We start from the raw sequence: 22,375 nt of genomic DNA on the forward strand, positions 1-22,375 counted from the left end.
GAAGAATGACGGGGGTCGGGGGCCTTTTCAGTTCTCGCGGAAGGCGCGGGTGAAGTAATCCGTCAGGGGCTTGACCAGATAGGCCATCGGGCTGCGTTCGCCGGTCTGGACATAGACCTCGACCGGCATGCCGGGCACCAGTTCCAGACCCTTCAGCTTTTCGGCCTCGGCGGCGGGGATCGTCACCTCGCCGCGGTAATAGGGCACATGCGTCGCCGGGTCGACCAGCGTGTCGGGCGAGACGCGGCTGAGCATCCCGTCGATCTCGGGCGTGGTGCGCGAGGAGAAGGACGAGAAGCGCAGCACTACCTTTTGTCCGGCGTGGACCTCGTCGATGTTGATGGTGGCGATGCGGGCGGCAACCAGCAGCGGTCGGTCCTGCGGGATGATGAACAGGATCGGATCGGCCGGGCGGATCACCGAGCGCGGGGTGGTGATCTGCAATTCCTGCACCACGCCCGAGACCGGCGCGCGGATGTCCAGCCTGGCGATGCGCTCGGCCAGCGCGCGGCGGCGCTCGGCCAGTTCCAGCTCGCGATAGCCCAGCTCACGCAGCTCGGTTTCGGCGGCTTCGCGGCGGGTCGCGGTCTTTTCCAGCCGCGACAGGTCGATTTCGGCCAGCTGCGTCACCGCGCGGGCGCGCGTCGCCGTCGCCTCGCCCAGAAGCCCGTCGAGCCGGGCGGCCTCGCGTTCCAGCGCCAGCACGCGCGGGGCCTGCGCCAGGCCCTTTTCCAGCAAGGATCGCTGGTCGCGCAATTCCTGGGCGATGAAGCCGCGCTGCTGCTCCAGCGCCTGGGTCTGCGCGTCCACGCCGCCGATCTGCGCCTGCACCTGTTCGGATTGCTTGGCCAACTGGCCCAGCGATTGCTCCAGCGTGTCGAGCCGGGCCCGGAACAGGCTGGCCTGCCCCTCCATCAGCGCGGCGAGTTCGGGGCGGCTGGCGGCGGCCTCGACCAGTTCGGGCGGGAAGGCGATCTGCTTGCGGTCGGCACGCTCGGCCTCGAGCCGGCCGCGGCGGGCGAGGATCTCGAAATACTGCCCCTCGACGATGGCGAGTTCGGTGCCCAGAAGCGCGCCGTCCAGCCGGATCAGCGGCTGGCCGGCGGTCACGCTTGCGCCGTCGTGGATCAGGATCTCGGCCACGACCCCGCCATCGGGGTGCTGGACGACCTGGCGGCGCTGCTCGACCTCGACCTGGCCGGGCGCCACCACGGCGCCGGCGATGCGCGCGGTCCAGGACCAGAGCCCGAAGCCGCCGACCAGCACCAGCATCGCCGCCAGGCCCAGGATGACCGGGCCACGCGCCGACCAGTCGGGGCGGCTGGACGGCGGTGGCGCCGGGGCCGGATGCGGGGCCGGCGCGGCGGTCGGCTGGGCGCGCAGATGCGGCGTGGCCTCGGCGGGCTGATTCGGATCGTTCATGTCACCCCTCCGCCGTGGCCCTGGGCACGGGCGATCTGCTCGGCGTTCTTGACCAGGGATTTCAGCACCTCGTCGCGCGGGCCGAAGGCGCGGCGCAGGCCCTGGTCCAGCACCAGCAGCAGATCGCATTCGGTGATCGCCGCCGGGCGATGCGCCATGATGATGACTGCGCCGCCGCGGGCCTTGATGGTGCGGATGGCGAGGTTCAACGCCGTCGATCCCTCGTTGTCGAGGTTCGAGTTCGGCTCGTCCAGGACGAAGATCACCGGGTCGGCGTAAAGCGCGCGGGCAAGGCCGATGCGCTGGATCTGGCCGCCGGAAAGCTGTCCGCCGGCCTGGCTGACGCGGGTGTCGTAGCCCTGCGGCAGGTCCAGGATCATGCGATGCGCGGCGGCGGCCGTGGCCGCGGCGACGACGCGCTGCGGATCGGGCTGGGGCGAGAGGCGGGCGATGTTTTCCGCGATGGTGCCGTCGAACAGCGTGACCTGCTGCGGCAGATAGCCGATCAGCCGGCCAAGCGCGTCCGGGTCGTATTGGTCCAGCGTCGCGCCCCCGAGCCGGATCGAGCCCGAGGCGACGGGCCAGGCGGCGATCAGCGCCCGCGCCAGCGTGGTCTTGCCGGCGCCCGAGGGGCCGATCACCCCCAACGCCTGGCCGGGGGCAAGGTCGAAGCTGACCCCGCGCAGCATCGCCGCCCCCTGGCCGGGGGGCACGACGGCCAGGTTGCGCACCTCGAGCCGGGCCTCGGGCCGCGGCAGGGGCGTGCGCTGCACGACCGGCGGGCGGCGCGAGAGCAGTTCGGCCAGCCGCTTCCAGCCGTCCTGGGCGCGCTGGACGATGGACCAGCCGCCCACCACCTGCTCGACCGGGGCCAGCGCCCGGCCCATCAGGATCGACGAGGCGATCATGGCGCCCGGGGTCACCTCCTGGCGCAGCACCAGCCAGGCGCCGGCGGCCAGGAGCGCGCTTTGCAGAAACAGCCGGAAGGTGCGGGAGAAGACGGTGAAGCTGGTGGCGCGATCGCTGGCGCGCAGCGTCGCCTCGGTCGCCTTGTCGCGGGCCGCCTGCCAGCGCCGGAAGGCCGCCGCCCGCATGCCGAGCGAGCCGATCAGCTCGCCCTCGTCGCGGTAGAGGTCGGACATGCGCTCGGCCGACTGGCCGGCGATGCCCGCCTGCTGCAGCAGGTCGCGGCTGAGCCATTGGTTCAGCAGCGTCGCCGCGACCAGCACCGCCATGCCGGCCGTCGCCACCGCGCCCAGGATCGGGTGGAAGATGAAGACCGCCGCCAGGAAGAACGGTGCCCAGGGCAGGTCGAACAGCGCCATCAGCACCGGCGAGGCGATCAGCCGCTGCACCGCCTCGAGATCGCGCATCCCGCCGCGCACCACCAGCTCCGAGCCGGCGGCCTGGCCGTCCTGCAAGGCGGCGGTGAAGACCCGCCCCTCCATCCGTTCCTGGAAGCGGGCGGCGATGCGGGACATGACGCGGTTGCGCGCCAGGTCGATCACCCCCATCAGCGCGAAGAGAAAGGCGACCAGCAGGAACAGCGCCGTCAGCGTCTCGACCGAGCGGCTGGCCAGGACGCGGTCATAGACCTGCATCATGAACAGCGGCCCGGTCAGCATCAGCAGGTTCACCGCGAATGAGAACAGGCCGACCATGGCATAAAGCTGCCAGGCCAGTCCGCGCGCGGATTTCAGCTCGCTTTGGCCGTCATGTCGCATCGGCGGCAAGGCCATGCCGGTTCCTTCCTTGTCATCCTGACCGGGCTTGCCCGGAATCGCCCCAGCGCATATCCCAAAGCGCAGCCGTGAAACAGTCCGCCGCCGCCCCGCCGTCTGCCCCGAGGCGAATCGCCGCTGGTCCGCCGAGTCTTAGCTTCAGAAGGTTATCAAAAGCTTGTCTGCATGGAATTTTTCCCTTCTCCTTGTCGCGACCGTGACGCTGGTGGCCTGTTCGGACCGCGACGGCGACGGCATCCATGACCCCTATGAGCCGATGAACCGCAAGGTCCATGCCTTCAACCGCGGGCTGGATGCGCGCGTCGTCAAGCCGCTGGGCGCCGGCCTGTCGGGCGGCGAGGGTGGCGAGGGCGGCGGGATCGGCAGCCATGCCGTTGCGGGGCTTGGCAATTTCGGCGCGAACCTGGCGCAGCCGGGCAGGGTGGTGAACCACCTGCTGCAGGGCAGGCCGGGGCCGGCGGCGCGCAGCACCCTGCGCTTTCTGGTGAACACCACGGTCGGCATGGCGGGTTTCCTCGACCCCGCCGCCAGCGATTTCGCCCTGCCCGAGGAGGATACGGATTTCGGCCAGACGCTTGCCCGCTGGGGCGTCGGCGAGGGGCCCTATCTGGAACTGCCGCTGATCGGCCCCTCGACCGGGCGCGATGCGGTGGGCCGCGTCGTCGACCTGGCCATCGACCCGATGCGCGGCTGGCTCAACCGCGACCAATACCTGATCGGCATGGGGGCGCGGCTCGCCTCAAAAGCCGGTGAACGGGGCCGTTTCGGCGATTCCGTCGATTCCATCCTGCATGAAAGCGCCGATAGTTATGCCCAGACGCGGCTGATCTGGTTGCAGCATCGCCGCCACGAACTGGGCGAGGAAGGAGAACACATTGACCCTTATGCCGAATGACACCCGCCGCGGCTTCCTGGGCCTGGTCGGCGCGGGACTGGCCATCGCCGCCCGGCCCGCCTGGGCGCTCGACACCGGCGAGGCGCGGGCGCTGATCGAGAAATCCCTGGCCGAAGTCTATGCCGTCATCAACTCCGGCCAGCCCCCGGCGCAGATGTATCGCGCCTTCGAGGCGATCTTCGCGCGCTATGCGGATGTCGAGATCATCGCCCGCTCGGCGCTGGGACCGGCGGCGCGCCAGGCGGGCGGGGCCGAGTTCGCCGCCTATCGCCAGGCGTTCCAGGGCTATATCGGCCGCAAATACGGCAAGCGCTTCCGCGAGTTCATCGGTTCGAAGATCGAGGTGACGGGCGCCAAGCCGGTGAAATCCTTCTTTGCCGTGACCTCGGTCGCCTATCTCAAGGGGCGCAGCCCGATGGAGGTGGAGTGGCATGTCTCGGACAAGTCCGGGAAAAGCCGCTATTTCAACATCATCATCGAGGGGGTGAACATGCTCGCCTCGGAACGGGCCGAGATCGGGGCGATGCTGGCGCGGCGCAAGGGCGATCTGGCGGCGCTGACCGCCGACCTGCAACAGGCGGGCTGAGCCCCCGCCGCCCAGGATCATGAAAAAGCGCTTCTTCGTTCCTTAAATACTCGCTGCAACGGTGCAAACCCGCGCAAGCGCGGCAGAAAGGGGCCAAACCCATCCACCAAAGGAAAAGGCCGGTCCCCCAGGGGCCGGCCTTCCTGCTATTGCTGATAGACCCCTTCGATGCCGCGCAACGCCTGGGTCAGCGCGTCGTCGGTGCCGGGCGGCGGCATCTCGGCCTCGGGGCCGCTGGTGACGGTCTCGGCCGGGAAGGTCGGCGGGCCGCCGGGCGTCTGCACGCCGGGGTCGGGCAGGGCGCGCCCGGCCTCGGCCGAGGGCTGGGCCTGGCCGCCTTGCGGCGAAGGCTGGCCAAGCGCCTCGGAAAGCGCGGCGGCCAGCGGATCGGCCGCGCCCTCGCCGCCGGTGCTGACCACCTGCGGCACGGCGCTGTCGGGATCGAAGGCGAAATTGCCCAGGGGCTCGACCGGCAGGCCCTCGTGGATCTCGGTCATCACCGCCTGCCAGATCTCGGCCGGCAGCCCGCCGCCGGTCACGCCCTTCAGCGGCGTGTTGTCGTCATAGCCCATCCAGACCCCGGTCACATATTGGCCGGTGAAGCCGATGAACCAGGCGTCGCGATAGCTCGAGGTGGTGCCGGTCTTGCCCGCCGCCGGACGGCCGGGCAGCCTGGCGCGGGTGCCGGTGCCGCGCTCGATCACCTGCTGCATCATGCCGATCAGCTCGCGCGACGCCTTTTGCGAGATCACGCGCTGGCCCATGCCGCCGACCTGGCCGATCAGCGCCTGGTCGTCGCCCTTGATGCGCAGCTCGACCAGGCCATAGGGGCTGACGGCGGTGCCGCCGTTGCGGATGCCGGCATAGGCGCCGGTCATCGCCAGCAGCGTCGATTCCGACACGCCGAGCCCCAGCGAGGGGCCGCTGGCCAGGTCGCTGGCAAAGCCGAAATCCTGCGCCACGCGGCGCACGGCATCGCGGCCGGCGATTTCCTGCAGGCGGATGGTGGCGGTGTTCAGCGATTGCGACAGGGCGCGGGTCAGCGTCACCTCGCCCGAATAGCGGCGGGTGTAGTTCTGCGGCGACCACGGCCCCGAGCCGCGCACGTTGATGGTCAGCGGCGCGTCCAGCACCGTGTCGTTCGGGCTGTAGCCCTGGTCCAGCGCGGCGGCATAGACGAAGGGCTTGAAGCTGGAGCCGGTCTGCCGCTTGGCCTGGGTCGCGCGGTTGAAGGTGCCGGTCGCGGTATTGTCGCGCCCGCCGATCATCGCGCGCACCGCGCCGTCGGGCGACATGACCACCACGGCCGCCTGCGCCTTGGAGCCCTCGGCGACCTTTTCGTCGAAGATGCGCTTCAGCGCACGTTCGGCGGCGCGTTGCACGCGCTGGTCGAAGGTGGTGGTGATGGTGACGTCCTCGGTCGTCTCGCTGGTCAGGAAGCCGGGGCCGGATTCCATCACCCAATCGGCGAAATAGCCGCCGGCCCGCGCCGCCGCCGCCTTGGACAGCACCGCCGGCTGCGCCTTGGCCTCGGCGAATTGCTTGTCGTCCAGATAGCCCTGGTCGTGCATCAGCCCCAGGATCACCGTGGCCCGGTCCTGCGCGCGCTGCAGGTTCGAGGTCGGCGCGAAATAGCTGGGCGCCTTGAGCAGGCCGGCCAGCATCGCCGCCTCGGCCGCGTTCACCTCGGCCGCCGACTTGTCGAAATAGCGCTGCGCCGCCGCCTCGAAGCCGCGTGCGCCCGCCCCCAGATACGAGCGGTTCATGTAGATGTTCAGGATGTCCTGCTTGGAGTATTTGAACTCCATCGCCAGCGCATAGGGCACTTCCTTGACCTTGCGCCAGATCGAGGACTTGCGGCATTCCGCCTCGAAATCGGCCTCGGACTTCCAGCGGATCGGGTCGAAGGTCTCGCCCAGGCACAGAAGCTTGGCGACCTGCTGGGTGATGGTCGAGCCGCCGTTGCCCTCCAGCGGGCCGCGGCCGGCGGCCATGTTGATCTTGATGGCGCTGGCGATGCCCTGCGGGTCCACGCCCGGATGGCGATAGAATCGCTTGTCCTCGGTCGCGACCACCGCGTCCTTCAGCACCGGGGCGATCTTGTCGGCGCTGACCATGCCGAAAGTTTCGCCACGCCAGGCGAAGACCCGGCCCTCGGTATCCTGCATGGTGACGGAACCGCGGGCACGGCCGTCGAAAAGCGCCGCAGGTTCGGGCAGCGTGGTGTAGAAATAGAAGCTGGCGGCCAGCAGAATCAGCGCCACCGTCAGCCCCAGCCGCCAGAACGAACCCCAGACCACCCGCCACACCAGCGCGATGATTCCCGCGATTCCCCGCGTCACCACATTGCCGCCGCGCTGCCGCCTGGGCGGCTTGCCAGGGGACGATCCGCCGGTTCGTTTCTGCGCTTTCTGAGGGGCTTGGTCGAAATTGCGCTTGTCCGCGACAATGCGGCCCTTGCCGGTCGGTTTCTTCATGCCTGCTTTCCTGCCCGGCCGATTGCTCCGGCCCGTTGGCGCGCAACATACATCAAAGCCAAGGGCTTGAGAACCGAGATGACCTATCAGTGAACTGCCGCCTCAGGCTGCAAAACCCGGCATTCCTGCCCCAAATTCAGGCAGGCGAGGGGCGGGATGGGCCGAAAGCTGCACAAACCTTGTGCCTGGTCGGGGCCGGCGGGTTTCCTGACCGGGACATGGAACTGCTGCAACGCAGAAAGAAGGTGCAGGAAACATGATGAGACCAACCGCGATCAAACCCATGATCCCGGCGCTCGCCCTCCCGCTGATCGGGCTGGCGGTGCCGGCCCTGGCGCAGGATGCCGAGGCCCCGGCGGCGACCGTCGAAGCCGTCGTCGAGACCCTGGCGCCCATCGTCGACAAGGGCGACACCACCTGGATGATGATTTCGGCCATCCTGGTCATGGCCATGTCCATTCCGGGGCTGGCGCTGTTCTACGGCGGGCTGGTGCGCGCCAAGAACATGCTGTCGGTGCTGATGCAGGTCTTTACCGTCTTCTGCATCATGTCGATCCTGTGGGTCTGCTTCGGCTATTCGCTGGCCTTCACCGGCGCCGGCTCGGCCGAGGAGGCGACCTGGCTGACCCCGTTCATCGGCGGCTTCTCCAAGGCGTTCCTGGCCGGCGTCGACACCTCGTCCCTGGCCGAGACCTTCACGACGAACGTCTATGTGCCGGAATATGTCTTCATCATCTTCCAGATGGCCTTCGCCTGCATCGCGCCGGCGCTGATCGTCGGCGCCACGGTCGAGCGGATGAAATTCGCGGCCATGCTGGCCTTCGTGGTGATCTGGTTCTTCTTCTCCTACCTGCCGATGGCCCATATGGTCTGGTGGTGGGGCGGCCCCTCGGCCTTCGACGCGCCCGGCGGCTTCCTCTTCGGCCATGGCGACCTGGACTTCGCGGGCGGCACGGTCATCCATATCAACGCCGGCGTCGCCGGCCTGGTCGCCGCGCTGGTCGTCGGCCCGCGGCTGGGCTACGGCAAGGAGCTGATGGCGCCGCACAACCTGCCCTTCACCTTCCTGGGCGGCTGCCTGCTGTGGATCGGCTGGTTCGGCTTCAACGCCGGCTCGAACATGGAGGCCACCGGCACCGCCGCCATGGCGATCCTGAACACCACCGTCGCCACCGCCGCCGCCGCGCTGGCCTGGGCCTTTGGCGAATGGCTGCTGCGCGGCCATCCCTCGCTGCTGGGCGGGGTCTCGGGCGCCATCGCCGGCCTGGTCGGCATCACGCCCGCCGCCGGTTTCGTCGGCCCCATGGGCGCCATCGTCATCGGCCTGGCCGCGGGCTTCCTGTGCATGTGGTTCGTCATCAGCCTGAAGGCCAAGCTGGGCGTGGACGAAAGCCTGGACGTGTTCGGCATCCACGGCGTGGGCGGCATCGTCGGCGCCATCCTGACCGGCGTCTTCGCCGCGCCCTCGCTGGGCGGCTCGGGCATCTACGACTATGCGACGGAATCGGTCGCGGCCAGCTATGACATCGCCGGCCAGGTGATGACCCAGACGCTGGGCGTGATCGTAGCGGTGGTCTGGTCGGCCGTGGTCTCGTTCATCGCGCTGATGATCGTCAAGGCGGTGATCGGCCTGCGCGTCTCGGGCAATGACGAGCGGCAGGGCCTGGACGTCACCACCCATGGCGAGAACGCCTATAACAACTGAGGCAGCGCTTCAGGCAAAGGAAAAGCCCGGCACATGCGCCGGGCTTTTTCATTTGCGCGGGGGGCCTTGGTCAGGACAGGCGCGAGACCACGAAATCCGCCAGGTCCGCCAGGATGCGGCGCAGGGGCTGGTCGGGCGCGGCTTGCAGCGCGGCCTTGGCACGGCCGGCCCAGGCGATCGCATCGGCGCGGGCGGCCTCCAGCGCCTCGCGGCGGCGCAGGATCTCCAGCGCGGTGGCAAGGTCGGCCTCGTCCTGCCGGCCCTGGCCGATGGTGCGTTCCCAGAAGGCGCGCTCGGCCTCGTCGGCGCGGGCGATGGCCTTGATCACCGGCAGCGTCAGCTTGCGCTCGCGGAAATCGTCGCCGACGTTCTTGCCGATGGTCGTGGTCGAGCCGCCGTAATCCAGCAGGTCGTCCACGATCTGGAAGGCGATCCCCAGCGCATCGCCATAGTCGAACAGCGCCTGCTGCACCGCCGGGTCGGCGCCGGCCACCACCGCCCCCGCCTCGGTCGCGGCGGAAAACAGCGCCGCGGTCTTGCCGCGCACGATCTGGATATAGGTGTCCTCGGTGGTCGAGACGTCCTGCGCGGCGGTCAGCTGCAGCACCTCGCCCTCGGCGATGGTGGCGCTGGCATTGGCCAGGATGCGCATGACCTGCATGCTTTCCGTATCGGCCATCAGCTGGAAGCTGCGCGCGAACAGGTAGTCGCCGACCAGCACGCTGGACTTGTTGTCCCACAGAAGGTTGGCCGTCGGCCGGCCGCGCCGCTGCTGGCTTTCATCGACCACGTCGTCGTGCAGAAGCGTCGCGGTATGGATGAACTCGACCGCCGCGGCCAGCAGCACATGGCTGTCGCCGCCATAGCCGCACAGCCGCGCCGCCGCCAGCACCAGCATCGGCCGCAGCCGCTTGCCGCCGGCCTCGACCAGATGCGCGGTCACTTCCGGAATGCGAGGGGCGTGGCGGCTGGCCATGCGCTCGCGGATCAGCGCATTGACCCGGTCCATATCCCCGGCCAGTTCCACGGAGAGCCGGTCGAGCGGCTTGGAGACGTTTTCGTTCATGCCCATCAGCGATCCCCTTTCGCCGCCAGCCATTGCCACGCCATGGACACATGCGCAACAGCCGCGTAACTTTCCCATGTCATGAAAGAGCTTCTGCGCACCACCGACCCGCTTCTCATCACCCGGGCCGCCGACCTGCTGGCGGCCGAGGGGATCCATGCCTTTCCGCTGGACCAGCACATGAGCGTGCTGGAGGGCTCGCTGGGCATCTTGCCGCGGCGGCTGATGGTGGCGGACCGCGACCTGTTCATGGCGCGCGCCATCCTGCGGGACAATCGCATCCACCATGACTGAACTGCGCGAGGACGGGTTCCTCGGCGGCCGGCTGCGCCTCGCACAGCCCGCGCGCGGCTATCGCGCCGGGGCGGATGCGGTGATGCTGGCGGCGGCTTGCCCGGCGCGGCCCGGCGACAGCGTGCTGGAACTGGGCTGCGGGGCAGGGGTGGCGATGCTCTGCCTGGGCGCGCGGGTGCCGGGCCTGCGGCTGGCCGGGCTGGAACTGCAGCCCGCCTATGCCGAGCTGGCGCGACGCAATGCCGCAGCCAATGCCATCCCGGCCGAGCTGCATGAGGGCGACCTGGCCCGGATGCCCACCGCCCTGCGCGGCCAAAGCTTCGACCATGTGATCGCCAACCCGCCCTATTTCACCGGCGGCCCGCCGGCGCCCGATGCCGGCCGCGGTCGCGCCCGGCACGAGGCGACGCCCCTGCCGCTGTGGATCGAGGCCGGGCTGCGCCGCCTGCGGCCCGGCGGCTGGCTGACGCTGATCCAGCGCGCCGACCGGCTGGCCGAGATCCTGGCCGCGCTTTCACCCCTGGCCGGGGCGATCACGATCCTGCCAGTCGCGGCGCGCGAGGGGCGCGAGGCGGGGCGCGTCATCGCATGCGCCCGCAAGGGCGCGCGCGCGCCGCTGCGCCTGCTGTCGCCCTTTGTCATGCATGCAAAACCGTCACATTCCGGCGACGAAGAGGATCTGACAAAGGCCGCGCAGGCGGTTTTGCGCGAGGGTGCGGCACTTTCGCTCGGCGGGCCGAATTTCCGGTGACAATGTGACGATTCTATGCTGCAATCCCTTGGTTCGATCAATCCAAGAGGAGGACGGAATGTCGGTTGAATCCCATGTGCAGGAGCTTCGCCGCAAACATCAGTCACTTTCGAACGCCATCGAGGCCGCGCATCGCAGCCCCGGCACGGATGACCTCACCATCGCCCGGATGAAGAAGGAAAAACTTCGCCTCAAGGAAGAGATCACGCGCCTGTCGCATTGACCTGCGGCACGGGCGGGCCTGGCCCGCCCGAAGGCCACGACCATGGAATGAGAAACGGCCCGCGACATCTCGCGGGCCGTTGCCTGTCGGGGGGCGGCTCAGACGAAGAACTGGCCGCCGTTCGCGCTGATGGTCGAGCCGGTGATGAAGCCGGCATCCTCCGAGGCCAGGAAGACCACGCAGCGCGCGATTTCCTCGGGCTCGCCCAGGCGGCCGACCGGGATCTGGGGGATGATGCGCTCGTTCAGCACCTTCTCGTCGATGGCGCGGACCATCTCGGTGCCGATATAGCCGGGGCAGATCGCGTTCACGGTGATGCCGGCGCGCGCGCCTTCCTGGGCCAGCGCCTTGGTAAAGCCCAGGTCGCCCGCCTTGGCCGCCGAATAGTTCGCCTGGCCGGCCTGGCCCTTCTGGCCGTTGATCGAGCTGATGTTGACGATGCGGCCGTATTTGCGGTCGCGCATGCCGGACCAGACCGGATGGGTCATGTTGAACAGGCCCGTCAGGTTGGTGTCGATGACCTCTTTCCACTGCTGCGGCGTCATCTTGTGGAACATCGAGTCGCGGGTGATGCCGGCATTGTTGACCAGCACGGCGATGGGGCCAAGCTCTTCCTCGACCTGCTTGATGCCCGCCGCGCAGGCGTCGTAATCCGCCACCGACCATTTGTAGGTCTTGATGCCGGTTTCTTCGGTAAAGGCGCGGGCGGCATCGTCATTGCCGGCGTAATTCGCCGCGACCGTATAGCCGGCCTCCTTCAACGCCTTCGAGATCGCCGCGCCGATGCCGCGCGACCCGCCGGTCACAAGGGCCACTTTTGCCATTTTTCGTCCCCCTTTGAAAATGGTCGTGAAATTGTGTTACCGAACTGGCGTGGCGCGCGCAAGATAGTTGCGCGCGCCTTTTCGGCTCAGGGACGCTCGAGGCACAGGGCGACGCCCATGCCGCCGCCGATGCACAGCGTGGCCAGGCCCTTTTTCGCGTCGCGGCGCTGCATTTCGAACAGCAGCGTGTTCAGGATGCGGCAGCCCGAGGCGCCGATGGGGTGGCCGATGGCGATGGCGCCGCCGTTCACGTTCACGATCGAGGGATCCCAGCCCATGTCGCGGTTCACGGCGATGGCCTGGGCGGCAAAGGCCTCGTTCGCCTCGACCAGGTCCAGGTCGCCGACCGACCAGCCGGCCTTTTCCAGCGCCTTGCGGCTGGCGGGGATCGGGCCGGTGCCCATGATCTGCGGGTCCACCCCGGCGGTCGCGTAGGAGGCGATGCGCGCCAGCGGCGTCAGCCCGCGCCGCGCCGCCTCGTCCTCGGTCATGACCAGCACGGCGGCGGCGCCGTCGTTCAGCCCCGAGGCATTGGCGGCGGTCACGCTGCCCTCCTTGCTGAAGGCGGGGCGCAGCTTTTCCATCGCGTCCAGCGTGGCGCCGTGGCGGATGTATTCGTCGGCATCGACCACGGTCTCGCCCTTGCGGGACTTGATGGTCACGGGCACGATCTCGTCGGCGAACTTGCCGGCCTTCTGCGCGGCCTCGGCCTTGTTCTGCGAGGCGACGGCGAACTGGTCCTGCTCGGCCCGCGCGATCTCCCATTTCGTGGCGACGTTCTCGGCCGTGGTGCCCATGTGGTAGTCGTGGAAGGCGTCCCAGAGCCCGTCCTTGATCATGGTGTCGAGCATCTTCATGTCGCCCATCTTCTGCCCGGCGCGGATATAGGCGGCATGGGGCGCCAGCGACATGGATTCCTGGCCGCCGGCCACGACGATCCGGGCGTCGCCCAGCAGCACCTGCTGCGCCGCCAGCGCCACCGTGCGCAGGCCCGAGCCGCAGACCTGGTTGATGACCCAGGCCGCCGATTCCTGCGGGAAGCCGGCCTTGATATGCGCCTGGCGGGCGGGGTTCTGGCCCTGGGCGGCGGTCAGCACCTGGCCCAGGATGGTTTCGGACACTTCGGAAGGATCGACCCCGGCGCGTTCGACGACCGCCTTCAGGACGATGGCGCCAAGCTCATGCGCCGGCAGGTTCGCAAAGGACCCCAGAAAGCTGCCGACGGGGGTGCGGGCGGCAGAAACGATTACGGCTTTGGTCATGACGGGGCTCCTTCCCAGATAGGCCGATAATATCGGTGACAGGAAGACTGTTTGCCGTTTCGTTACCCGAGGTCAAGCGGACTTGCGGCTGCGTCGCCCCCGACAGGCCCCGTCGCCGCGGCGGCTGAGCGCCCGTCCGCCCAGGCGGGCCACGCGGCGGCGCCGGCAAGCCCGCCTGCCGATCCGCGCAGGCCGGCCGGTCGGTCGGGAAATCCCCACCCCCGCCGGCGGGGCCGCGGGAACGGTTGTCGCGGGGGCCAAGGCGTTTCTACTGCCGGGTGAATCGGGTTTAGCTGCGCCGGGCGGCTGTGTTGGGCGATTTCCAGGGCGGCACGATGGTCGGGGCGCCGAAATAATAGCCCTGCAGGCAGTCGAGGCCCATGTCGATCAGGAAGGCGGCGTCCTCGGCCGTCTCGACCGATTCCGCGACGGTGAACATGTCGAAATGCCGGGCAATGGATTGCAGCGCCCGCGTCAGCACCTGGTTGTCGCGCTGCATGGCGATGTCGCGGACGAACTGCCCGTCGATCTTGACCATGTCGAAGCAGAAATCGCGCAGGTAGCGGAACGAGGTATAGCCGGCGCCGAAATCGTCCAGCGCGAAGCTGACGCCCTGGGCCTGCAACTCCTGCATGAATTGCTCGACCAGTTCGGGCATGCCCATCGCCGAGCTTTCGGTGATTTCCAGGATCAGCCGCTCGGCGATGCTCACATCCCCGGCGATGCCTTCGTGCAGCGTGCGCAGCCAGGCCGGATAGCCGATGGAACGCGCCGACATGTTGATCGAAAGCCTGAGCGAGGGCTCCTCGGCCAGGGATTTCAGCCCCAGCGACAACGCCAGGCAGTCGATCTGCCGCCCCAGTTCCGTCGTCTCGGCCAGCGGCAGGAAGTCGCGCAGCGGCACGATGCGCCCGGTTTCGTCGATGATTCGGATCAGCCCTTCGTGGAAGGCCGCGTGGTCTGTGCGATCCGCCTGCACCACCGGCTGATAGGCCAGGACGGCGTCGCCGCGCGATACTGCGCGCCGCACCGTCGCCATTGTCACCCGCGACTGCCGGTCCACGGCGAAATCCAGCGGAGAGCCCATTTCCAGTCGCGAATCGATATTGTCGGTCATGCCAAGACTCCTGTCATCGACGGCACTCTGGCGATCATGTCCTAAGATCGCGTAAACTGGAGCCGCATTCTCGACTCGAGGTTAACGGATCCTTGCCCGACCTGACCGAACGCTGCGCCTGGTGCGGCTCCGACCCGCTTTACGTCGCCTATCACGACCATGAATGGGGCGTGCCGGAATACGATTCGCGCGCGCTTTGGGAAAAGCTGGTGCTGGACGGTTTCCAGGCCGGGCTGAGCTGGATCACCATCCTGCGCAAGCGCGAGGCCTTTCGCGAGACCTTCGAGGGCTTCGACCCCGAGCGCGTCGCCGCCTGGGGCGAGGCCGAGGTGGGGCAGGCCCTGCAAAACCCCGGCATCATCCGCCATCGCGGCAAGATCGAGGCGGCCGTCAAGGGCGCGCGGCTGTTTCTGGAGATCGAGGGATCGCAGGGGTTTTCGCCCTTCATCTGGTCCTTCGTCGGCGGCCGGCCGATCCAGAACCGCTTCACCGCGCTGAGCCAGGTTCCCGCCAGGACGCCGCAATCCGAAGCCATGGCCAAGGCGTTGAAAAAGCGCGGCTTCAACTTTTGCGGGCCGGTGATCACCTATGCCTTCATGCAGGCCTGCGGGCTGGTCAACGACCACGTGACCCATTGCCCGGCCCATGCCCGCGTCAGGGCGCTGTCGCCTGCCTGACCAGTTCCTTCGCCGTCTCCGAGGACCAGTCGGCGCCGCCGATCAGCCGCGCGATCTCGTTGCCGTCGCGGTCGATCAGCACCGTCACCGGCATGCCCATCACCCCCATCTCGCGCGCCAGCTGCTGGCGCGGGTCCAGATGCACCGGCAGATGGGCGATGCCTTCCTCGTCCAGGAATTTCCTGACCGCGGGCGGCGGGTTGTGGCCGGCGGCGATGGCCAGCACCTCGAAATCCGCGCCGCCCATCTCGGCCTGCAGGGCGTCGAGCGAGGGCATTTCCTCGCGGCAGGGGGCGCACCAGGTCGCCCAGAAATTCAGCAGCACCACCTTGCCCCGCCAGTCGGCCAGGCTGTGCGTGCCGCCCTCGGGGTCGGTGAAGGTCGTGGCGGGCACCGGGGTCGGATCGGTCGGCGCCAGCTTGGCCAGCCCGCCGTCATGCGCGGCCTGCCAGTCGATTTCGCCGGCAAATGCCGGGCCGAAACCCGCATTTGCACCGATCAGCAGCGCCGTATAAAGAACCAGCCAACGCATTCCACCCCCCGAAGGACAAGTCATGACCGAGCAGCCCACCACCGCCAACCAGATGTGGGGCGGACGTTTCGCCGCAGGCCCGGACGCGATCATGGAGGCGATCAACGCCTCGATCGGCTTCGACCGGCGGCTTTATGCCCAGGACATCCGGGGCAGCCGCGCCCATGCCGCGATGCTTGCGGCACAAGGCATCATCAGCACTAGCGATGCCGAGGCGATCGGGGAAGGGCTGCTCACGGTCTTGTCAGAGATCGAGGCGGGGGAGTTTCCCTTTTCCACCGCGCTGGAAGACATCCACATGAACGTGGAATCGCGGCTCAAGGAGATCGTCGGCGAGCCGGCGGGGCGGTTGCACACGGCGCGAAGCCGCAACGACCAGGTGGCGACCGACTTCCGGCTGTGGGTGCGCGACCAATGCGACGCGGCCATCGCCGGCCTCGACGCGCTGATCCGCGTCGCCCTGTCGCAGGCCGAGCGCGGCGCGGATTGGGTCATGCCGGGCTTTACCCATCTGCAGACCGCGCAGCCGGTGACCTGGGGCCATCACATGATGGCCTATGTCGAGATGTTCGGCCGCGACCTGTCGCGTTTCCGGGACGCGCGCAAGCGCATGAACGAATCGCCCCTGGGCGCCGCCGCCCTGGCCGGCACCGGCTTTCCCATCGACCGCGAGGCGACGGCGCGCGCGCTGGGCTTCGACCGGCCGATGGCCAACAGCCTCGATGCGGTCAGCGACCGCGATTTCGCGCTGGAGTTCCTGTCCTCGGCCGCGATCTGTGCCGTCCACCTGTCGCGGCTGGCCGAGGAGCTGGTGATCTGGTCCTCGGCCCAGTTCCGCTTCGTCACCATGTCGGACCGCTTCTCGACCGGCTCGTCGATCATGCCGCAGAAGAAGAACCCCGACGCGGCCGAGCTGATCCGGGCCAAGATCGGCCGCATCCTGGGCGCGGCCGTGGCGCTGTTCGTGGTGATGAAGGGCCTGCCGCTCGCCTATTCCAAGGACATGCAGGAGGACAAGGAGCAGGTCTTCGACGCCGCCGACAACCTCATGCTGGCGCTGGCCGCGATGGAGGGCATGCTGTCGGACCTGACGGCCAACCGCGAGCGGCTGGAGGCGGCGGCGGGCTCGGGGTTTTCGACCGCGACCGACCTGGCCGACTGGCTGGTGCGCGAGGCGGGGCTGCCCTTCCGCGACGCCCATCACGTCACCGGCGCGCTGGTCGCCCTGGCCGAGAAGGCCGGGATCGACCTGCCGGAGCTGACTCTGGCGCAGATGCAATCGGTCCATCCGGCGATCACCGCGGATGTCTATAACGTGCTGGGCGTGCATAACTCGGTCGCCTCGCGCATGTCCTATGGCGGCACCGCGCCCCAGCAGGTTCGCGCCCAGATCGCCCGTTGGAAACAGAAACTGGAGGAGAAATCCGCATGACGCAGCACCTGCTTTTGGCCGCCTTCGCGCTGATCCTGGCCACCCTGGCCGCCTGTGGGGTCGATGGTGCGCCGACCCGTCCCGAGCCTGCCCGTGAAACCGTCCGCGAACCCGGCGTGCATATCAGCGGCGAGGCGCGTTTCGGTGTCATCAAGCAGCTCTGAGCTGACGCCCCTGCGGCTGGCCTGGGCGGCGCTTGCGCTGGCCGGCCTGGCCGTGGCGCTGTGGCGGGGCGAGGCGCTGTGGCAGGGCGCCGGCGGGTCCGAACTGCTGGCGCAGGCCACGCTGGCGCTGTGGTGCCTGGTCGAGACCATGCTGCGCCGCAACTGGGCGGCGCTGCTGACGCTGCCGGCGCTGGCGCTGGGGATCGGCTTTGCGCTGCCGCTTTATCTGTTCATCCGCTCTCGCAGGATCACCTGATGGATCACTTCAACTATGTCGACGGCTGGCTTCATGCCGAGGAGGTGCCCCTGGCCCGCATCGCGGCCGAGGTCGGCACCCCGGTCTATGTCTATTCCACCGCCACGCTGACCCGGCATTTCAAGCTGTTCCAGCAGGCGCTGGATTGGACCGATCACCTGGTCTGCTTTGCGGTCAAGGCCAACTCGAACATCGCCGTGCTGAAGCTTCTGGGCGACCTGGGCGCGGGCATGGACATCGTCTCGGGCGGGGAATACGCGCGGGCGAAGGCGGCGGGCGTGCCGGGCGAGCGGATCGTGTTCTCCGGCGTCGGCAAGACCGAGCCCGAGATGCGCATGGCGCTGGAAGGCGGCATCCGCCAGTTCAACGTCGAATCCGAGCCGGAACTGGAACTGCTGTCGCGCGTGGCCGCCGCGATGGGGGTCGAGGCGCCGGTCGCCGTGCGGGTGAACCCCGACGTCGATGCAAGGACGCATGAGAAGATCGCCACCGGCAAGTCCGAGAACAAGTTCGGCATCCCCATCGCGCGCGCGCGCGGGGTCTATGCCCATGCCGCGCGGCTGCCCGGCATCAAGGTGGTCGGCATCGACATGCATATCGGCAGCCAGCTGACCGACCTGGAGCCCTATCGGCTGGCCTATACCAAGATGGCCGAGCTGACCCGCGCCCTGCGCGCCGACGGGCATGCGATCACCCGGCTCGACATGGGCGGCGGCCTGGGCATTCCCTACCGGCGCGACAACAATGCGCCGCCCTTGCCGATCGAATACGGCCAGGTGATCCGCGATGCCGTGGGCGACCTGGGCTGCGAGATCGAGATCGAGCCGGGGCGCAACATTGCCGGCAATGCCGGCATCCTGCTGTCCTCGGTGATCTATCTGAAACAGGGCGAGGGGAGGGATTTCCTGATCCTCGACGCGGCGATGAACGACCTGATCCGGCCGGCGATGTATTCGGCGCATCACGACATCGTGCCGGTGCGCGAGCCGGCGCCGGGGGCCGAGGTCGCGCCCCATGACGTGGTCGGCCCGGTCTGCGAGACCGGCGACACCTTCCAGAAGGCGGTCGATCTGCCGGTGCTGGGTCCGGGCGACCTGGTGGCGCTGCGCTCGGCCGGGGCCTATGGCGCGGTGATGGCCTCGGAATACAATTCCCGGCCGCTGGTGCCCGAGGTTCTGGTCAGCGGCGATCAATTCGCCGTCATTCGGGCACGACCGACGCTTGAGGAAATGCTGGGACGCGATACCATCCCGGAATGGCTTTAGGTATCGCTTCCTGCTGCGTGGTCGCCGGGGGTTTCACACCCCCGGACCCCCGTGGGATATTTGTCCACGGAAGAACGAGGGGGCGGGGCCATGGATCCCGCTGAGCCGCGCCGGATCCGCTGGGCGGTCGGGCTGACCCGCGCCGGCATGTGGTGGGAGGCGCTGGCCGCCGCCTTCTGGCCTCTGGGCGTGGTTCTGGCGCTGGTGCTGGCGGCGCTGGCCTTTGGCGCGACCGATCTTTTTTCCTCGCGGGCGCTGATCTGGCTGATGGGCCTGGTGGCCCTGATCGCGGTGCTGGCCTTCGGCTGGGGGGTGCGGCGGTTCCGGCGGCCCTCGGCCGCGGTGGCGCGGCTGCGGGTCGACCTGACCCTGCCGGGGCGGCCGCTTTCGGCGCTGCGCGACCGTCTGGTCCTGGGGGCCGGGGACGGCGGCGCGGATGCGCTGTGGCGCGCGCATCTGGCGCGGATGGAGCAGGTGGCCTCTGCCGCGCGTCCGGTTGCGCCCGATGCGCGGCTGCGCTGGCGCGATCCGGTCGCCTTGCGGCTGGCCGGCATGGTGGCGCTGGTCATGGCGCTGGTTTTTGCGCCGGCGGGGCAGCTGGGGCAGGGCCTTGCCGCCCTGGGCGCGACCTTCCGGCCCCTGCCCGAGGCGCGTCCCGGCGCCGAGGCCGGGCCGTCATGGGAGGGCTGGGCCGCGCCCCCCGCCTATACCCGGCGCCCGACGCTTTACCTGAACGCCCTGCCCGAGGGGCGGGGGCTGGAGCTGCCCAAGGGCTCGAAGCTGAGCTTCCGGCTTTACGGCGAAGGCGCCGAAATAGCGCAGGATATCGGCGCGGCGGTGCCGGGCGGCGATCCCGCGGCGCCCGAGTTCATGGCCGAGCGCGACGGGGCGATCGAGGTCGCCGGGCGGCGCTTCGACGTGACCGTGCTGCCGGATGCGGTGCCGGTGGTGGCGCCCGGCAAGGCGCCCGAGCGGCGCGCCGACGGAAGGCTGGTGCAGGAATTCACCGCCAGCGACGACAATGGCATCGCGGCCGGCCATGCGGTCATCGCGTTGGACCTGGATGCGGTGGACCGCCGCTTTGGCCTGGCCCTCGATCCCGAACCGCGTGAGGCGGTGGAGCTGGAACTGCCCCTGCCCGCGACCGGCAGCCGCAAGCAGATCCGCGGCCGGCTGGTGGGTGACCTGGCGCGCCATCCCTGGGCCAACCTGCCGGTGACGGTTTCGCTGAAGGTCGAGGACGGGATCGAGCAGCAGGGCGTCTCGGCCCCGATGCGCATGGTGCTGCCGGGGCGGCGCTTCTTCGACCCGCTGGCGGCGTCGCTGATCGAGGTGCGGCGCGACCTGCTGTGGTCGCGCGACAATGCCGCCCGCAGCGCCCAGATCCTGCGTGCGGCGAGCTGGCAGCCCGAGGGCTTCATGGAGGAGGAGCTGTATCACGGCCTGCGCGGTGCCGTCGGCACGCTGGAATCCGGCAACTTGGGCGAGGAGGCGCGCAACAAGCTGGCGCAGCTGCTGTGGGATGCAGCCGTCGCGCTGGAGGATGGCGGGCTGGCCGATGCGCTGGAGCGCATGCAGCAGGCACAGGAACGGTTGAGCGAGGCGATCCGCAACGGCGCCAGCCCCGACGAGATCCAGCGCCTGATGGACGAGCTGAAGCAGGCCACCGACGATTACCTCGACATGCTGGCCCAGCAGCAGGGGCAGGATCCGGCCGAGCGTTTCGACCGCTCGCCGCAGAATCGCCAGCAGATCACCGGCGACCAGATCCAGCAGATGATGGACGAGATCCAGCGCCTGATGAACGAGGGCCGCATGGCCGAGGCACAGGAATTGCTGGAGCAGTTCAACCGCATGATGCAGAACATGCGGGTGACGCAATCCGAGGGCGGCGAGGGCGGCCGCCAGCGGCCGATGAACCGGCTGGCCGAGACCCTGCGCGACCAGCAGAAGCTGGCCGACGAGGCCATGCGCCAGATGCAGGACCGGTTCGGCCAATGGCAGCCGGGCGAGGAGGGACAGGAGGGCCAGGGCGACCAGCAGGGCCAGCAGCTTGCCGACCGCCAGCGCGAGTTGCGCGAGGATCTGGGCCGGCAGCGCGGCTTGCTGCCCGGCCGCGGCACCCCGCAGGGCGAGGAGGCGCGGCGCCAGCTGGACGAGGCCGGCCGCGCCATGGAGGATGCCGAGCAGGCGCTGCGCGAGGGCGATGCCGCCGGCGCGATGGAGCGCCAGGCCCAGGCGATCCAGTCCATGCGCGAGGGGATGCGGGCGCTGGGCGACATGATGGCGCAGGACCAGCAGCAGGGCCAGGACGGCCAGCCGCAGCAGGGCGGGCAGCAGGACGGCCCCGAGGGCCCCTCGGGCGATCCGCGCGGGCAGCGCGGGCTGGCGCAGCCCTATGATCGCCAGCCGCAGACCGATCCCTTGGGCCGGGCGCTGTCGGGCGACGGCGGTTCGATCACCTCGGGCGATCCCCTGGCCGAGGGCGGCGATCCCTCGCGCAAGGCCCGCGAATTGCAGGACGAGATCCGCCGGCGCAGCGGCGAGCGCGAGCGGCCGCGCGACGAGCGCGACTATCTGGGGCGGCTGCTGGAGAATTTCTGAAAAAGGGGGGCAGCCGGCCCTTGCGGCGCGCCGTTCGGATCGCGCGGCGAGGCCCCCTATCGGCCCAGGATGCGGTCGTGGAGCCAGAGCCGGCCCTGGTCGACCTGCTGGCGCCAGTCGGCGAGCCAGCCGCCGCCTTCCTCGGCAGGGATCTGCGGCGCCAGCGCATAGAGGATCACCGCCCCCAGCGCCAGCATCGCGGCAAGGCCGAAGCCCATGCCGTAGCCGCCGCTGCGCTGTCGGCGCACCGGCACCAGGGCGGGAACCGGCGCCTCGCGCGGGGCGGGGGCCGCGGCGGGCTCGGCCGGGTTGGCCGCGGCCGGGGTTTCCGGCAGGGCGGGACGGATCAGCGGCGCGATGGCCGGGGGCGCTTCCCCCGCCTCGGGGGCCGGATCGGGCAGCGGCGGGCCGCTGCGTGTCAGGGTCGCGGCCAGTTCCTCGGCATCGGGCAGGGCGGGGGCGACCGGTTCGGGCCATTCCGGCGGCGCGGGCCTGGCGGCAGGGGCTTCCGCGACCGGGCTTTCGGGCTGGGGCTGGGGCGGCGTTTGCGGGCTGGCGGGGGCCGGCTCGGCGGGAGCGGTTTCGGCGGGCGCCGGGGCGATGCCCGGCTCGGTCACGGTGGCGGCCGGCCAGTCGATCGGCGGTTCGGCGGGCGCGCGGCCGTCGCTGGCGGCGGGCTCGGTCGTCGCTGGCGCCGCCTCCGGGGCCGCTGTGGCGGCGGCCGTCGCGGGAATGTGATCGGTGGCGGGCTTTCGCACCGGCGCCTCGCGGGCGCGCAGCTCGCGGGCGGCTTCCTCGCGCAGGATGGCCAGCACCGATTCGTCCAGCGGCCGGTTCAGGACCGGGCGCGCCTGCGGATCATAGGGGCGGCGCGGGGCGGGATCGGTGGCCTGGGCGGATTTTCCCGTTCCGGGCTGGCGCCACACATGGCCGCAGGCCGAGCATTCGACCTCGCGCCCCGAGGCGGGAATGGCGGATTCCGCGATCTCGTATTGGGCAGCGCAGCGGGGGCAGGTCAGGCGCATGGGCTGGTCTTTCGGCTCCGGTCGGGGGTGGTTTCGATCATGCGGGCGTCTCGCAT

21 protein-coding genes are annotated in these 22,375 nt (G+C 69.5%); 12 read left to right on the forward strand and 9 right to left on the reverse strand.

What is annotated here, in order from left to right; translation table 11 throughout:
• Nucleotides 1-27: 27 nt before the first annotated feature.
• Together E3U26_RS00645 and E3U26_RS00650 are read right to left on the reverse strand one after the other, a co-directional pair.
• On the reverse strand, nt 28-1,272 hold the full coding sequence (locus E3U26_RS00645) for an HlyD family type I secretion periplasmic adaptor subunit (RefSeq protein WP_499105809.1): 1,245 nt from the start codon (nt 1,270-1,272) through the stop codon (nt 28-30).
• Nucleotides 1,273-1,418: 146 nt separating this feature from the next.
• Nucleotides 1,419-3,161 (reverse strand): type I secretion system permease/ATPase, encoded by a 1,743-nt coding sequence (locus tag E3U26_RS00650; RefSeq protein ID WP_036758360.1) that lies wholly within the window; start codon nt 3,159-3,161, stop codon nt 1,419-1,421.
• Between the two features lie 160 nt (nt 3,162-3,321).
• Here E3U26_RS00650 and E3U26_RS00655 point away from each other — a divergent pair, with 160 nt between their 5' ends.
• Together E3U26_RS00655 and E3U26_RS00660 are read left to right on the forward strand one after the other, a co-directional pair.
• Nucleotides 3,322-4,059 (forward strand): MlaA family lipoprotein, encoded by a 738-nt coding sequence (locus E3U26_RS00655; protein WP_499105137.1) that lies wholly within the window; start codon nt 3,322-3,324, stop codon nt 4,057-4,059.
• Nucleotides 4,049-4,645, forward strand: a complete 597-nt coding sequence (locus E3U26_RS00660; RefSeq protein ID WP_072461900.1) for an MlaC/ttg2D family ABC transporter substrate-binding protein — start codon at nt 4,049-4,051, stop codon at nt 4,643-4,645. The genes E3U26_RS00655 and E3U26_RS00660 overlap by 11 nt, the downstream gene beginning before the upstream one ends.
• A gap of 146 nt (nt 4,646-4,791) precedes the next feature.
• On the opposite strand, the gene E3U26_RS00665 is transcribed toward E3U26_RS00660, so the two are convergent.
• Nucleotides 4,792-7,122 carry a transglycosylase domain-containing protein gene (locus E3U26_RS00665; RefSeq protein ID WP_072461901.1) on the reverse strand — a complete coding sequence of 777 codons (2,331 nt, stop codon included), beginning with the start codon at nt 7,120-7,122 and terminating at the stop codon, nt 4,792-4,794.
• 259 nt (nt 7,123-7,381) lie between these two features.
• Between E3U26_RS00665 and E3U26_RS00670 the strand changes: the two genes are divergently transcribed.
• A complete protein-coding gene (locus tag E3U26_RS00670) occupies nt 7,382-8,827 on the forward strand; it encodes an ammonium transporter (protein ID WP_499105810.1) in 1,446 nt (481 codons plus the stop codon).
• A 70-nt stretch (nt 8,828-8,897) separates the two neighbouring features.
• Here E3U26_RS00670 and E3U26_RS00675 read toward each other — a convergent pair whose 3' ends face one another.
• Nucleotides 8,898-9,899 (reverse strand): polyprenyl synthetase family protein, encoded by a 1,002-nt coding sequence (locus E3U26_RS00675; RefSeq protein WP_072461903.1) that lies wholly within the window; start codon nt 9,897-9,899, stop codon nt 8,898-8,900.
• Nucleotides 9,900-9,974: 75 nt separating this feature from the next.
• Here E3U26_RS00675 and E3U26_RS00680 point away from each other — a divergent pair, with 75 nt between their 5' ends.
• Genes E3U26_RS00680 through E3U26_RS00690 form a run of 3 tightly spaced genes read left to right on the forward strand, consistent with a single transcriptional unit; the run spans nt 9,975 to nt 11,161 of the window.
• Nucleotides 9,975-10,187: a putative signal transducing protein gene (locus tag E3U26_RS00680; protein ID WP_024845043.1), complete on the forward strand. Its 213-nt coding sequence runs from the start codon at nt 9,975-9,977 to the stop codon at nt 10,185-10,187.
• Nucleotides 10,180-10,938, forward strand: a complete 759-nt coding sequence (locus tag E3U26_RS00685; protein WP_499105138.1) for a tRNA1(Val) (adenine(37)-N6)-methyltransferase — start codon at nt 10,180-10,182, stop codon at nt 10,936-10,938. Before E3U26_RS00680 ends, E3U26_RS00685 begins: the two co-directional genes overlap by 8 nt.
• 58 nt (nt 10,939-10,996) lie before the next feature.
• Nucleotides 10,997-11,161: a YdcH family protein gene (locus E3U26_RS00690; RefSeq protein ID WP_072461905.1), complete on the forward strand. Its 165-nt coding sequence runs from the start codon at nt 10,997-10,999 to the stop codon at nt 11,159-11,161.
• Between the two features lie 98 nt (nt 11,162-11,259).
• Here the strand turns inward: E3U26_RS00690 and E3U26_RS00695 are convergent, their stop codons facing one another.
• The 3 genes from E3U26_RS00695 to E3U26_RS00705 all read right to left on the reverse strand — a co-directional run bounded on the left by E3U26_RS00695 (nt 11,260) and on the right by E3U26_RS00705 (nt 14,364).
• Nucleotides 11,260-11,985, reverse strand: a complete 726-nt coding sequence (locus E3U26_RS00695; protein ID WP_114536322.1) for a beta-ketoacyl-ACP reductase — start codon at nt 11,983-11,985, stop codon at nt 11,260-11,262.
• Between the two features lie 86 nt (nt 11,986-12,071).
• The gene (locus E3U26_RS00700; RefSeq protein WP_214272820.1) at nt 12,072-13,247 is read right to left on the reverse strand and encodes an acetyl-CoA C-acetyltransferase; all 1,176 of its coding nucleotides are present in this window, start codon (nt 13,245-13,247) and stop codon (nt 12,072-12,074) included.
• A gap of 289 nt (nt 13,248-13,536) precedes the next feature.
• Nucleotides 13,537-14,364 (reverse strand): EAL domain-containing protein, encoded by an 828-nt coding sequence (locus tag E3U26_RS00705; protein WP_499105139.1) that lies wholly within the window; start codon nt 14,362-14,364, stop codon nt 13,537-13,539.
• Nucleotides 14,365-14,456: 92 nt separating this feature from the next.
• On the opposite strand from E3U26_RS00705, the gene E3U26_RS00710 reads away from it, so the two are divergent.
• Nucleotides 14,457-15,041 carry a DNA-3-methyladenine glycosylase I gene (locus tag E3U26_RS00710; protein WP_036758380.1) on the forward strand — a complete coding sequence of 195 codons (585 nt, stop codon included), beginning with the start codon at nt 14,457-14,459 and terminating at the stop codon, nt 15,039-15,041.
• On the opposite strand, the gene E3U26_RS00715 is transcribed toward E3U26_RS00710, so the two are convergent.
• Nucleotides 15,019-15,573: a TlpA disulfide reductase family protein gene (locus E3U26_RS00715; RefSeq protein ID WP_499105140.1), complete on the reverse strand. Its 555-nt coding sequence runs from the start codon at nt 15,571-15,573 to the stop codon at nt 15,019-15,021. The genes E3U26_RS00710 and E3U26_RS00715 overlap by 23 nt on opposite strands.
• A 22-nt stretch (nt 15,574-15,595) precedes the next feature.
• Between E3U26_RS00715 and argH the strand changes: the two genes are divergently transcribed.
• The 5 genes from argH to E3U26_RS00740 all read left to right on the forward strand — a co-directional run bounded on the left by argH (nt 15,596) and on the right by E3U26_RS00740 (nt 21,294).
• Nucleotides 15,596-17,005, forward strand: a complete 1,410-nt coding sequence (argH, locus tag E3U26_RS00720; RefSeq protein ID WP_499105142.1) for an argininosuccinate lyase — start codon at nt 15,596-15,598, stop codon at nt 17,003-17,005.
• On the forward strand, nt 17,002-17,169 hold the full coding sequence (locus tag E3U26_RS00725; protein WP_036758388.1) for a hypothetical protein: 168 nt from the start codon (nt 17,002-17,004) through the stop codon (nt 17,167-17,169). Before argH ends, E3U26_RS00725 begins: the two co-directional genes overlap by 4 nt.
• The gene (locus E3U26_RS00730; RefSeq protein ID WP_036758391.1) at nt 17,150-17,425 is read left to right on the forward strand and encodes a DUF2834 domain-containing protein; all 276 of its coding nucleotides are present in this window, start codon (nt 17,150-17,152) and stop codon (nt 17,423-17,425) included. The genes E3U26_RS00725 and E3U26_RS00730 overlap by 20 nt, the downstream gene beginning before the upstream one ends.
• Entirely contained in the window at nt 17,425-18,690 is a 1,266-nt protein-coding gene (gene lysA / locus E3U26_RS00735) for a diaminopimelate decarboxylase family protein (protein ID WP_499105143.1), read from the forward strand. Before E3U26_RS00730 ends, lysA begins: the two co-directional genes overlap by 1 nt.
• A 90-nt stretch (nt 18,691-18,780) precedes the next feature.
• Entirely contained in the window at nt 18,781-21,294 is a 2,514-nt protein-coding gene (locus tag E3U26_RS00740; protein ID WP_499105144.1) for a DUF4175 domain-containing protein, read from the forward strand.
• Nucleotides 21,295-21,350: 56 nt separating this feature from the next.
• Here E3U26_RS00740 and E3U26_RS00745 read toward each other — a convergent pair whose 3' ends face one another.
• On the reverse strand, nt 21,351-22,319 hold the full coding sequence (locus E3U26_RS00745) for a zinc-ribbon domain-containing protein (protein WP_499105145.1): 969 nt from the start codon (nt 22,317-22,319) through the stop codon (nt 21,351-21,353).
• Nucleotides 22,320-22,375: the final 56 nt, after the last annotated feature.

The organism is Paracoccus ferrooxidans, from assembly GCF_029909815.1.
Lineage (GTDB): Bacteria > Pseudomonadota > Alphaproteobacteria > Rhodobacterales > Rhodobacteraceae > Paracoccus > Paracoccus versutus.